The organism is Nocardioides sp. (assembly GCF_050246775.1).
Classification (GTDB): domain Bacteria; phylum Actinomycetota; class Actinomycetes; order Propionibacteriales; family Nocardioidaceae; genus Nocardioides.
In genome coordinates this window covers 225,869-238,336 of record NZ_JBFWVK010000003.1, presented here as the reverse complement: position 1 = coordinate 238,336, position 12,468 = coordinate 225,869, and the positions used below count along the sequence as shown (strand labels likewise).

Sequence of the window (12,468 nt, the reverse complement as noted above, 5' to 3'; positions counted from 1 at the left end):
CTCGTTGACGACTCCTCGTCGGCATGACGACTGCTCAGGGGCTGGTCCAACACGCGGTGCGTCGCGATCTCGAGCGCGCCCGCATCCTGCTGTCCACTCAGCTGAGCATCTCCAGGGCACGGCGTGAGGCACTGGCCCATCACCTGATCTGGTTGCTCGACATGGTCTCGGCGCCGGACCGTGAGTTCGCCGACGCGATGAGGGAACTGGGTCGATCCGCCAATGAGTTCTTCGCCAGTGCCGAACGGGTCGCACGCCGCGACGTGCTCGTCGCGGTCACCGAGCTGTCCCGCCTCCAGGGCGCACGCCGCGAATGGGTGCAGGGCTGCGAGGTGAGCACGCTCGGCCGTCAGGTCCACTGGTTGGTGGACGGTCTCGAGGCCCGAGCAGGCGACCGTGTCACCCGGTTGCTGAACCCGCGGGCCAACATGGCCAGGGTGAAACTGCGTGGTGAGGTCTACCGCTATCGCAAGGACCTGCTCTGGGGCGGTACGCCGGCCTACGTCGTGCCCATCCCGATCGCGGCTCGCTGAACCGGGGGCCAGGCTGCGTTCAGCTGAAGGATCTCGTCCATCCGGTCGAGGCCGATGCTGCCGTGGGTGATCCACACGACGCTGCGCCCCGACGTGGCCGCCAGGATGTCGTCGCTGACCGCCTGGGCGGTCGCCGAGTCGAGGTGGGCCGTCGGCTCGTCCAGGACCAGCACCGGCTGATCGGCCAGTAGCGCCCGGGCGATCCCGATGCGGGCCCGTTCACCGCCGGAGACCTGGGCGTTGCCCTCGCCGACCATCGTGGCCAACCCGTCGGGCAGGGCATCGAGCCACGGGCCCAGATGGGCGGCGCGCAGCGCCTGCTCGACCTCGTCGTCGTCGGCTGCCGGCCGCGCCAGCCGTACGTTCTCGACGAGGTTGGAGCTGAAGACGTAGGGGTCGTCGTCCACCAGGCCCACGACTCGGCGTACCTCGTCGAGGGCCAGGGCCCGGAGATCGTCGTGCTCGAGGTCGACCCGCCCGACGGCCGGGTCGATGAAGCGCACCAGCAGTGCTGCGAGAGTCGACTTCCCGCAGCCGGACGGCCCGACGATGCCGATGCGTTGTCCGGACCCGAGGTCGAGCGACACTCCGCTGACGGCGATGCGCTCATCCCAGCCGGCGCTGACGTCGCGGGCGACGAGAGCCGGACTGTGTGCGCTGACTTCTCGCGCATCGTCGCGATCGGAGACCGCGGGGGTGAGCGTTGTGAGCGCGGTGAGGCGCTCGCGGCAGGCGCGGGTGCGCACTGAGAGGGCGGCAGCATCGACCGCCGGCAGCAGCGCATCGGCCAGGGCGAGGGGGAGCAGCACCAGGAGCGCCAGCATGGCCGGGCTCGTGGCACCGGCGGGTACGACGGCGGCCATCGTGATCAGGGCGGCTCCGGAGGCCAGGAGCACGATCGCGCGACCCAGGGCCGGCGCCGCCGCCGAGCGACGGGCGGAGGCAGCGAGCCGTTCACCGGTGTCGTTCAGGTCGGCCAGCGCCGGCGCCGTGGCCTGCCACAACGCCAGGTCGCGCACCTGGTGGAGCAGCTGCTCGACCTGGGCCGACAGCGCGGCCCGGTGCTCGATGAACGCCGACTCCGAACGGCGGACCCCGGTGCGGGCCAGGAGCGCGGCCAGCGCCGTGATCGTGACGAGTCCTGTGACGACGAGACCGGCCACCGGAGTGACCAGGGCCGCGAAGGTGACCGCACCCAGGCCCACCAGGGCGGCGGTCCACAGGGGCTGGCGCACCCTCAGCTCCTCGTCGACCAGCGCGTCCACGTCATCGACCACCGACGCCAGCAGGTCGCCGCGGCGTACCCCCAGCCGGCCGGGAACGAGCGGGACCAGGGCGTCGTAGACGGCGGCCCGGCGCTCGGCCAGCATGCGCAGGGCCGCATCGTGGGATACCAGCCGCTCGGCGTAGCGCAGGGCGGGTCGAGCCAGTCCGAAGGTGCGCACCCCCACGATCGCGACCATCAGCATGAGGACCGGTGGGTGCTGCGAGGCCCGGGTGATCAACCAGGCGGCGGTCGCGGTGAGCGCGACCCCGGAGGCGACCGAGAGCGCGCCCAGCCCCAGACCGCAGAGCCGACTCGTCCGCGCGGACGGCGTGCGCCGCGGCTTCTCGGTCTCGGTGGCGGTCTCGGTGGCGTTTTCAGCGGGCCCTGTCAGCGAGGTGACCGGCTGTGGGACCAGCGCGACCGAGGTGGTCGCCTCCGAGGCGGCGGGCAGGCTCAGCACCAGGTCGGCCGCGTCGGCGACGGGCGCTCGGTGGGCGACGACCACGACACAGGAGCGTTCGGCGAGCCAGCGCAGCGTGTCCAGGAGCGCAGCCTCGCTCTCGGCGTCCAGGTGCGCGGTGGGTTCGTCGAGGAACACGTAGGGCCGCTGGGCCACCACGACCCGCGCCAGGGCCACCCGGGCGCGCTGGCCGGCGGAGAGGCCGGCGCCGTCCTCACCCAAGGGGGTGTGGAGTCCGAGCGGGAGCGCGGCGACGGTGAGGTCGAGGCCGACCTGGTGCAGTGCGCGCCACACGTCGGCCTCGGTGGCCTCGGGTCGTCCGATGCGGATGTTGTCCACGATGGTGCCCGGGGTCAGCCAGGGTCGCTGTGCGGACCACGCCACCTGACGACGCCATCCGTCGAGATCGGACCAGTCCTGGTCACCGTCCCCGATCCGAACGGTCCCGGCAGTGGGTCGCAGTTCACCGGTGAGCGTGGCCAGCAGGGTGGACTTGCCGCACCCGGACGGGCCGATGATCGCGGTGAGACCGGGGGAGGGGAGGGTGGCCGAGACGCCCGACAGGACCGGTCGCGTGCCGTAGGCGACACTCAGGTCCTGCAGCGTGATCGGACCCGCAGCCGGCGCGTCGGTGGTCGCGGTGGCCAGCGGAGGCTCGAGGTCGAGGAAGGCGGAGGCAGCCTCGAACGTGGCGGTGCCTTCGGCCGCCGCGTGGAACTCGGCTCCGACCCGGCGCAGCGGCCAGTAGGCCTCGGGGGCGAGCAGCAGCACGGTCAGCGCCGTACGGAAGTCCAGGGATCCTGAGGCGAGGCGCAGCCCGACGCTCACGGCCACGAGGGCCACCGAGAGCGTGGCGACCAGTTCCAGGGCGACCGAGGAGGCGAAGGCGATCTTGAGGGTGTCGAGGGTGGCGCGCCGGTAGCGGTCGGTGACGGTGCGGATGGAGGCACCCTGGGCCCCGGCGCGGCGGTTCACCACCAGGGTGGGCAGGCCTCGCACGACGTCGAGGAAGTGACCCGAGAGCGCGGACAGCTGGCGCCACTGGCGCTGTGCCCGGTCGCGGGTGCTGATGCCGATCAGGATGGCGAACAGGGGGACCAGGGGGAGCGTGCACAGCACGATGACACCGCTGGGCCAGTCGAGCCAGAGGATCGCCAGGAGCGTGGTCGGCGGCAGCACGGTGGCCAGCACGAGGGAGGGTAGGTAGCGGGTGAGGTAGGGCTCGACGGCTGCGGTGCCCCGGGTGGCCAGCAGGGCGAGCTCTCCGGTGCGGTGCTGCGAGAGGGCCGTGGCATCGACCCGGCCCGCGGCCGACATCAGCCGATCGCGCAGGGCGATGCCCACCCGGGACGCCGCTGCAGCCGCGCCGGTGTCGGCGGCGTAGCCACACACGGCCCGCAGCACCACGATGAGCGCCAGCCACCCCGCCGCCCCCCGCCAGGCCCCGCTCGCGGGGTTGCTGACCAGGGAGACGATGAGGTGGCCGACCGCGAACGCCTGGGCCAGCGTGAGCAGTCCACCGACCAGGGATGCAGCCAACGCACCGATCAGGGGCACACGCGCTGGCTTCAGGTGGGGGACCAGCCGAGCATCGAGCGGACGCATCAGGCCGAGACGGCCTCGGGAGCCGGGATGTGGTGGGTGCCGATCCGCTTGCGGAACACCCAGTAGGTCCACGCCTGGTAGCAGAGCACCACCGGGGTGAAGATCACCGCGACCCAGGTCATGACGGTCAGGGTGTACGACGTGGCCGCCGCGGTCGTGGTCGTGAGGGAGTACGCCGCGTTGGTGGAGGAGGGCATCACGTCGGGGAACAGCGCCAGGAACAGTCCGGCGACCGCCAGGGCGATCGTGACGAAGGTGCCCAGGAACGCCAGCCCCTCACGCCCGGCCCGGGCCATCACGATCCCGGTGACCAGGGCCAGAGCAGCCAGGACGAACGCGACGGCGGAGGCAGCGGTCCCGGTCTGGCCCTGCGTCCAGACCAGGAAGATCACGGCCAGGACCGCGGTCACCAGACCGGCCTTCACCGAGAGGGCCCCGGCGCGGTGCCGGATGTCACCGACGGTCTTGAGTGCGATGTACATGGCTCCGTGGGTGACGAACAGGCCCAGGGTGACGAGCCCTCCGAGCAGGCCGTAGGGGTTCAGCAGCGTGAAGAGGTTGCCGGTGAACTCCTTCGAGGCGTCGATCGGCACGCCGGCGACGATGTTGGCGAAGGCCACGCCCCAGAGGATCGCCGGCAGCAGCGACCCGAAGAACAGGGCCTTGTCCCAGGCCGCCTTCCACTCGGGTGCGGGCCGCTTGTGGCGGTACTCGAACGCCAGGCCGCGCACGATGAGGCCGATCAGGATCAGCAGCAGTGGCAGGTAGAAGCCGCTGAACAAGGTGGCGTACCACTCGGGGAAGGCGGCGAACGTCGCTCCGCCGGCCACCAGCACCCAGACCTCGTTGCCGTCCCACACGGGGCCGATGGTGTTGTACATGACCCGGCGCTCAGTGTCCGACTTCGCCAGGAACGGCAGCAGGATGCCCACTCCGAAGTCGAACCCCTCGAGGGTGAAGTAGCCGATCCAGAGGACGGCGATCAGGATGAACCAGACGGTGGTGAGTTCCATGTCGTCTCCTCAGTAGGCGAAGGTCAGGGCGGCGTCGTCGTCGGACTTGTCACCGAACGACGGGTTGGGCGGCTCCTCGAAGGGATCGGCTCCACGCTTGATGTAGTGGATGAGCAGCGTCAGCTCGACGATCGCGAGCGCGGCGTACAGCAGGGTGAGGATGATCAGCGACGTGGCTGCCTCGAAGACGCTGACGCCGGGGGAGACCGCACGTTCGGTGGTCATCAGTCCGAACACAGCCCACGGTTGGCGCCCCATCTCGGTGAAGATCCAGCCGAACGAGTTGGCCAGCACCGCCGCGACGGGCAGGCTGATCGCCAGCCTGGCGAACCACGGGTTGGTCGGGGTTCGGCCGCGCCGGGTCAGGAACAGGATCAGGGCGGCACCCGCAGCGGCGAACAGACCCAGGCCGATCATGAACCGGAAGGACCAGTAGGTCACCGGGATCACCGGCACGTAGCCACCGGCGGAGTAGTAGGCCGCGCCTGGGTCCTGGCCGTACTTCTGCTCGTACTGCTCGCGCAGCTGGTTGATGCCTTCGACCTTGCCGTCGAACGAGCCGGTCGCCAGGAAGGAGAGCATGCACGGCACCGTCACGGCGAACTTCTCGCTGGTGCCGTCAGGTGTGCCGACGGTGAAGATGGAGAAGGGGGCGCAGGACTCCTTGGTGTCGTAGAGGGCTTCCGCGGCCGCCATCTTCATGGGCTGCACCTCGGTCATGATCTTGCCCTGCACGTCACCGGAGAACGCGACACCGAGGCCGGCGACGAGGGTGACGGCTGCCCCGATCCGGATGGCGCGGTGGTAGAGGCCGCGGTCGCCCGCGTGCTTGTCGCGGGAGTAGAGGTAGGCACCGACGCCGACCACGAAGACCCCGGCGGTCAGGTAGGCCGAGAGCACGACGTGGGGGAAGGTCACCAGTTGGACCTTGTTGAACATCACGGCCCAGAAGTCGGTCAGCTCGGCGCGCCCGGTGTCGGGGTTGAACGTGTAGCCGACCGGGTGCTGCATCCACGAGTTCGCGGCCAGGATGAAGTACGACGAGGCCAGCGTGCCGATGTGGACCAGCCAGATGGTGGCCAGGTGCACCTTGCGAGGCAGCTTGTCCCACCCGAAGATCCAGAGCCCCAGGAACGTCGACTCCAAGAAGAAGGCCAGCAGTCCCTCGATCGCGAGGGGGGCACCGAAGATGTCACCCACGAACCGTGAGTAGTCCGACCAGTTCATGCCGAACTGGAACTCCTGGACGATGCCCGTCACCAGCCCGAGGGCGAAGTTGATGAGGAACAACTTGCCGAAGAACTTCGTCAACCGGAGGTAGTCCGGGTTGTCGGTCCGAAGCCAGGCGGTCTGGAAGCCGGCGATCATGGCCGACAGCCCGATCGTGATCGGCACGAACAGAAAGTGGTAGACGGTGATGATGCCGAACTGCCAGCGTGCGATGTCGAGCACGTCCACGGGCGGACCCCTTCAGGTGTGATGGTCCGTCCGGGGGCCCGTGGCCGGGCGCGGAAGGACCATGAACTACTACGCAGTGTAGGAGATACTACGAGGAGTAGTAAGGCTGGGGTCAGGGCACCTAGACTCCTCACCATGGGTCTTTCGTCCCGAATGGGAGAACTCGAACGTGCCGTGATGGACCATCTGTGGTCTGCGGAGCCACAGCAGTGGTTCACGGTGCGTGAGGTGCACGCCGACCTCTCGGCCTCGCGGGACCTGGCCTACACCACCGTGATGACCGTGATGGACCGGTTGGCGCGCAAGGATCTGGTGACCCAGCAGCGCGAGGGCCGCGCCTACCACTACCGGGCCCGAGCCAGTCGCGCGGAGATGACCGCCGAGCTGATGGGTCGCGCGCTCGACGACTTTGCCGAGCACGACCGTCGCACCGCGCTGGTGGCGTTCGTCGGGGAGGCGAAGCAGGAGGACCTCGACGCCCTCCGCGCCGCGCTGGCCGACCTCGAACGGACGTGACCCCGCTCCTGCTGGGCTTGCTGGCCCTGTGCCTGGCGTGGCCGATACCGAGCGTGCTGGCCAGATGGCCCGCACTGCGCCGTACGCCGCGGGCGGCCGTCGTCCTCTGGCAGGGGGTGGCGCTCGCCGCCGTCCTGGCCGCGCTCGGTGCCGGACTCTCCATGGTCACCGACCGCGCGTGGCGTCACGAGCCCGGTCCGGTCGGGTACGTCGTGGCGTTGGCCGCCGGGGCGCTGACCCTGGTGGTCCTGGGACAGCTCCTGCTCAGCGGCCACCGTCTCGGCACGTCGCTGCGAGCGCTGCGCCGGGCACACCGGGAGCACGTGGACCTGCTGGCCCGGCGGGACGGGGGAGTGCTGGTGCTTGACCACGACCTGCCGCTGGCCTACTGCCTGCCCGGCCTCAGCCGATCGCGGGTCGTGGTCTCCCGTGGTGCTCTGGGGCGACTCACGAGCGACGAGTTCACGGCGGTGCTTGCCCATGAGCGCGCGCATCTGCGGGCCCGCCACGACCTGGTGCTCGAAGCCTTCGGGGTGCTGCACGCGGCGTATCCGCGGTGGGTCTCGAGCCGGGCCGCGCTGGAGGAGGTGCGCCTGCTCGTGGAGGTCCTCGCCGACCGGGCTGCCGCGCGGGTCGTCGGCGCCCCGATCGTGGGCCGGGCGCTGGTGGTGCTGGCGGAGGCCCGCACACCACCGGCCGGGCTGGGTCTGGCGCCTGCTTCACCCGGTGACTCACTGGTCGCGCGGGTCCGCCTCCTGGAGGACCTCGGTCCCCACCGGTGGCAGGCCGCGATCGTGTCAGCAGCCGGAGTCGCGGTCGTCGCGCTCCCGACGTTCTTCCTCGCCCTGCCCTGGCTGGAGTCCCTGGCCTGAGGGTGCTCCCGTCAGGTTCATCAAGGTATGTAGGTCAACCACCGCTCACCTCGGTGAACTCATCACGGACAGCGGATGTTCACCTGCATACCTTGATGAAACTCCCGCCTCGAGCGCCCCAGAGTCGTTTCTCAGCGACACGCACCTGTGATCCATGTGACTGGTGGGACTGTGGCTTAGGTTGAAGAGCATGGCGACCCGTACGTCTTCCCCGCCGGGTTCGCGGAGTTCGAGCACGTCCCGCACCTCCTCTGCCAAGAGTGGATCGGGAACGTCGACGACGCGATCACGGAGTACCGGAAGCAAGAAGAAGCCCACCCGTTCCTCGAGCAAGCGCTCGACGAGCGCTCGTCGGCCTGCCCCACGCGCGGTGCGCTCGGGCCCGGGTCCGATCGCCCGTCTCTTCGGGCACGTCGCTCGCGGCGTTGCCGCGGTCTGGCTCGGGATCGCCCACTTCATCGGGAGCACCGCCCGTAGCATCGGGCGCTCGGCGCGCGACCTCGAGCCCGAGCACCGCCGCGACGGCTTCGGCCTGCTGATGTTCGCCCTGGCCCTGGTCTGCGCCGCTGCCGTGTGGTGGCAGTTGCCCGGCAACGTCATGGAGGTCAGCCGGACGATCGTGGAGGGATCGGTCGGCAAGGTCGGCTGGTTCGTCCCGCTGGTCCTGGTCTTCGTCGGCTGGCGCAACCTGCGCGATCCCGAGCACAACGGACCGGTCGGTCGCCAGGCGATCGGATGGGCCGCCTTCGCCTTCGGGGTCCTGGGCATCGTGCACATCGCCAACGGCAACCCTGCGCCCGTGCTCGGTGACTCCACCGACCTGCGCGACGCCGGCGGCGCGATCGGCTACGTCGTGTCCAGCCTGCTGCTCGACCTGCTGCGCACGCCGTACGTCGTCGTGCCGGTCCTGGTCCTCCTGGCCTTCTTCGGGGTCCTGATCATCACCGCGACCCCCGTCTACCTGATCCCCACCCGCCTGGCTGAGACCCGGGACCGCCTGATGGGCGTGCCGCCCGCGGTCGAGGGCGAGGAGCCGGCCACCGGACGCAAGCGCCGGGGCCGCGCCGGCATCGACGACACGATCGACCCCAGCGCCGGATTCCCCGCCTACGACAGTCCCGTCCTGTCGGACCGCGAGGTCAACCGCCGCCGGCGCAAGAAGGATGCCCTCGACGTGGCGATGGAGGCCGACGGTGCCGAGGCCGAGGGCGGCCCCGCGACCGAGGCCATGGCCGTGGTGGACCTCCGCGTCGAGGACCAGGACAAGGCAGACCTCGAACCTCCGCCGCACACGCCACTGCCCCAACGGGTGGAGCAGCTCTCGCTGTCGGGTGACATCACCTACACCCTGCCCGGCAACGACGTCCTCAAGCCCGGCTCGGTGCACAAGGCCCGCTCCAAGGCCAGTGACGACGTGGTCGGCAAGCTGACGCAGGTCCTCGACGAGTTCGCGATCGATGCCCAGGTCACCGGCTACACCCGGGGCCCGACGGTCACGCGCTACGAGGTCGAACTCGGTGCCGCGGTCAAGGTCGAGAAGGTCACGGCGCTGTCGAAGAACATCTCCTACGCCGTCGCCTCGGCCGACGTCCGGATCCTAAGCCCCATCCCCGGCAAGTCCGCGATCGGCATCGAGATCCCCAACCTGGACAAGGAGATCGTGTCGCTCGGCGACGTGCTGCGCTCGAACACCGCGCGCTCGGACCACCACCCGATGGTGGCCGGGCTCGGCAAGGATGTCGAAGGTGGCTTCGTGGTCGCCAACCTGTCCAAGATGCCCCACCTGCTCGTCGCCGGCGCCACGGGCTCCGGCAAGTCGTCGTTCATCAACTCCATGATCACCTCGATCCTGATGCGCTCGACGCCCGACGAGGTGCGCATGATCATGATCGACCCCAAGCGGGTCGAGCTCAACGCCTACGAAGGTGTGCCGCACCTGATCACGCCGATCATCACCAACCCGAAGAAGGCCGCCGAGGCCCTGGCCTGGGTGGTGCGCGAGATGGACCTGCGTTACGACGACCTGGCCAACTTCGGGTTCCGGCACGTCGACGACTTCAACAAGGCGGTGCGGGCGGGCAAGATCCAGGTGCCGGCGGGCAGCGAGCGGGTGCTGACGCCGTACCCCTATCTCCTGGTGATCGTCGACGAGCTCGCCGACCTGATGATGGTCTCCCCGCGAGACGTCGAGGACGCGGTCGTCCGGATCACCCAACTGGCACGCGCAGCGGGGATCCACCTGGTGCTGGCCACGCAGCGCCCTTCCGTCGACGTCGTCACCGGCCTGATCAAGGCCAACGTGCCCTCGAGACTGGCGTTCGCCACCTCCAGCCTGGCCGACAGCCGGGTCATCCTGGACCAGCCGGGAGCCGAGAAGCTCGTCGGTCAGGGTGACGGCCTCTTCCTGCCGATGGGCGCGAGCAAGCCTGCGCGAATCCAGGGCTCGTGGGTCACCGAGGCGGAGATCGCCCTGGTCGTCAAGCACTGCAAGACGCAGCTGCAACCGACCTACCGCGAGGACGTGACCGCTCCGGCGGCCGCTCGTCGCGAGCTGGACGACGACATCGGCGACGACATGGAACTGGTCATCCAGGCCGTCGAGCTCGTGGTCTCGACCCAGTTCGGCTCCACCTCGATGTTGCAGCGCAAGCTGCGGGTCGGGTTCGCGAAGGCCGGTCGGCTGATGGACATCCTGGAGAGCCGGGGAGTGGTCGGGCCGAGTGAGGGCTCCAAGGCACGTGACGTGCTGGTCAAGCCCGATGAGATCGACGCAGTCATCATCACCTTGCAGGGGGAGTAGTGAACACAGCCGAGGCCCATGACGAGATCAGGCACGAGGACGAGGGGCACGAGACGGCCCCGCAGTCCGCTGACGAGCCGCACCCCGTCACCGACAACGTCGAGGTACGCCGCAGTTCCGGCGTCGCCGCATTCGTGGGTGCCGCCGCCTCGGCGGTGTCCATCGCCTACCTGAGTCGGGCCGCCCGGACCGGGGCCGCGCTCGACTGGGCCCTCGTGGTCGTGATGGGCCTGGTCGCCGTGACCTACCTGCGCGCCTTCGTGGACGCGCGGACCCCGTTGCTCGTGGCCGATGGCCTGGGCGTGCGTATCCGTCTGGGCCGCACCTGGCGTGGTGTGCCGTGGGGAGCCCTGGCCGAGGCCCGGGTGGAGCCCCGTCGCGGCCTGCTGCGCGACGGACGGCTCGTGCTGGAGCCGCGCAACCTCGAGCGCCTGCTCGCCGAGATCGACAAAGGCGGTCGGCGTCAGGTGTCGCTGAGCCGCACCCTGTACGGCGCGCCGCTCGCCGTGCCGCTCGGCCTGAGCACCCGTGTGGTCGGTGCCGACGGAGATCTGGCCGAGGCCCTGCGGGGTCTGGCTGCTGGCCGCACGGAGATCGTCGAACCCCTTGTCCTCGAGACCGACGAGCAGGACGGGGACACCTATCCCGAAGACCTGCCCGAGGCAGACGACGCGACGCACGAGCCCGATGAGGCAGACCCGAGCGATGGACCGCGCCGCCTCTGGCGCGACCCCCGACCGCGGCTGGCCGCCGGGATCGACTCGATCGCCGCACGACTGTCGCGTGGCGGAGCCGGGGACGACGCGCAGAGCGAACCGTCCCACGGGTGGGACGACATCGAGGTCACCCAGCCGCTGGTCGCCAGTGCCACTCCGTCACCGTTGCGCGAGGTGGGCGCCGCCCGGCGTACCGAGGTGACCTCCGAGGTCGGTCGCGACCTCGTGCGCGGTGCCACCGCCCTCAACCTGGCTCGCGGCGAGGAGGCTGCCCGACGAGACCTGCCGGAGGCCGGAGAGCTGCGCCGCGGCGCCGACCCGGACCTCGAGGAGACCGTGGTCTGGGGGCAGGGTGTCACTCCGATCGCCAAGCCCGGTGAGCCGGTTGAGCCGCTGGTCCTCGAGGACGTGGGCGCCGAGCCCGTGCCGGACCCGGTGATCGGGCCGGAACTCCTGGCCGCGCGCACCCGCCTCGGCCTGAGCGTCGACCAGCTCGCCGACCGCACCCGGATCCGACCACACGTGATCGAGTCGATCGAGGTCGACGACTTCGTGCCCTGTGGCGGCGACTTCTACGCCCGTGGCCACCTGCGCACCCTCGCCCGCGTCCTCGGCGTCGACGTCTCCCCCCTGCTGGCCACCTACGACGAGCGGTACGCCGATGCGCCGATCAGTCCTCGGCGGGTGTTCGAGGCGGAGCTTGCCACCGGCAGGGGCGGCAGCATCAGGTCCACCCGGGGCGGGACGAACTGGTCCCTGCTGATCGGGGTCGTGATGGCGCTCGTGCTCGCCTGGTCGATCGCTCGGCTGGTCATGGACGACCCGGCCGAGTTCGAGCAGCCGGCCCCGGCGTTGAACGGGTCGGTGTCCCAGCAGCGCCAGCCGGCCGCGGTCATCGCCACGCCTATCCCGGTCACGGTGTCGGCCTCGGGCCCGGTCCACGTCGTGGTGCGCGACGGGAACGGTGAGATCGTCTTCACCGACGACCTGACCAAGGGTCAGTCCAACAAGGTCAGGGCACAGCCTCCCATCAGCGTGAAGGCGTCGGACGGTGGCGCCCTCAAGGTCACCGTCGACGGCAAGGAGCGCGGTCGCCTCGGTCCTGCCGGACGGCCCGCACAGGGCCGGTTCACGGCGAAATAGCAGACCGGGACAGCATGCGCGTCGGGCCACGGTTCCCGGGTGTGGGGACCGCGCGCTTAGGTCGTGACCATCCCAGACGGCATAC

General features: G+C 70.2%; 8 protein-coding genes. 5 read left to right on the top strand and 3 right to left on the bottom strand.

The window, feature by feature from the left end; all coding sequences use genetic code 11:
- Positions 1-23 precede the first annotated feature (23 nt).
- Complete coding sequence (locus AB7I40_RS16100; protein ID WP_428347765.1) at positions 24-533, top strand: hypothetical protein; 510 nt, start codon at positions 24-26, stop codon at positions 531-533.
- Here AB7I40_RS16100 and cydD read toward each other — a convergent pair.
- Genes cydD through AB7I40_RS16085 form a run of 3 tightly spaced genes read right to left on the bottom strand, consistent with a single transcriptional unit; the run spans position 500 to position 6,336 of the window.
- The gene (cydD, locus tag AB7I40_RS16095) at positions 500-3,865 is read right to left on the bottom strand and encodes a thiol reductant ABC exporter subunit CydD (RefSeq protein ID WP_428347766.1); all 3,366 of its coding nucleotides are present in this window, start codon (positions 3,863-3,865) and stop codon (positions 500-502) included. The genes AB7I40_RS16100 and cydD overlap by 34 nt on opposite strands.
- Complete coding sequence (gene cydB, locus AB7I40_RS16090; RefSeq protein ID WP_428347767.1) at positions 3,865-4,878, bottom strand: cytochrome d ubiquinol oxidase subunit II; 1,014 nt, start codon at positions 4,876-4,878, stop codon at positions 3,865-3,867. The genes cydD and cydB overlap by 1 nt, the downstream gene beginning before the upstream one ends.
- 9 nt (positions 4,879-4,887) lie before the next feature.
- The gene (locus tag AB7I40_RS16085; RefSeq protein ID WP_428347768.1) at positions 4,888-6,336 is read right to left on the bottom strand and encodes a cytochrome ubiquinol oxidase subunit I; all 1,449 of its coding nucleotides are present in this window, start codon (positions 6,334-6,336) and stop codon (positions 4,888-4,890) included.
- A gap of 135 nt (positions 6,337-6,471) precedes the next feature.
- Here AB7I40_RS16085 and AB7I40_RS16080 point away from each other — a divergent pair, with 135 nt between their 5' ends.
- From AB7I40_RS16080 to AB7I40_RS16065, 4 genes are all read left to right on the top strand, one after another.
- On the top strand, positions 6,472-6,852 hold the full coding sequence (locus AB7I40_RS16080) for a BlaI/MecI/CopY family transcriptional regulator (protein WP_428347769.1): 381 nt from the start codon (positions 6,472-6,474) through the stop codon (positions 6,850-6,852).
- On the top strand, positions 6,849-7,724 hold the full coding sequence (locus tag AB7I40_RS16075; protein ID WP_428347770.1) for a M56 family metallopeptidase: 876 nt from the start codon (positions 6,849-6,851) through the stop codon (positions 7,722-7,724). Before AB7I40_RS16080 ends, AB7I40_RS16075 begins: the two co-directional genes overlap by 4 nt.
- Before the next feature lie 190 nt (positions 7,725-7,914).
- Positions 7,915-10,524: a DNA translocase FtsK gene (locus AB7I40_RS16070; RefSeq protein ID WP_428347771.1), complete on the top strand. Its 2,610-nt coding sequence runs from the start codon at positions 7,915-7,917 to the stop codon at positions 10,522-10,524.
- Positions 10,524-12,383 (top strand): helix-turn-helix domain-containing protein, encoded by a 1,860-nt coding sequence (locus AB7I40_RS16065; protein WP_428347772.1) that lies wholly within the window; start codon positions 10,524-10,526, stop codon positions 12,381-12,383. Before AB7I40_RS16070 ends, AB7I40_RS16065 begins: the two co-directional genes overlap by 1 nt.
- The last annotated feature ends 85 nt before the right edge of the window (positions 12,384-12,468 follow it).

Excerpts from the sequence above, each read along its gene's own strand:
- AB7I40_RS16100 (WP_428347765.1), top strand. The coding sequence starts at position 24 with ATGACGACTGCTCAGGGGCTGGTCCAACACGCGGTGCGTCGCGATCTC.
- cydB (WP_428347767.1), bottom strand. The coding sequence starts at position 4,878 with ATGGAACTCACCACCGTCTGGTTCATCCTGATCGCCGTCCTCTGGATC.
- cydD (WP_428347766.1), bottom strand. The coding sequence starts at position 3,865 with ATGCGTCCGCTCGATGCTCGGCTGGTCCCCCACCTGAAGCCAGCGCGT.
- AB7I40_RS16080 (WP_428347769.1), top strand. The coding sequence starts at position 6,472 with ATGGGTCTTTCGTCCCGAATGGGAGAACTCGAACGTGCCGTGATGGAC.
- AB7I40_RS16070 (WP_428347771.1), top strand. The coding sequence starts at position 7,915 with ATGGCGACCCGTACGTCTTCCCCGCCGGGTTCGCGGAGTTCGAGCACG.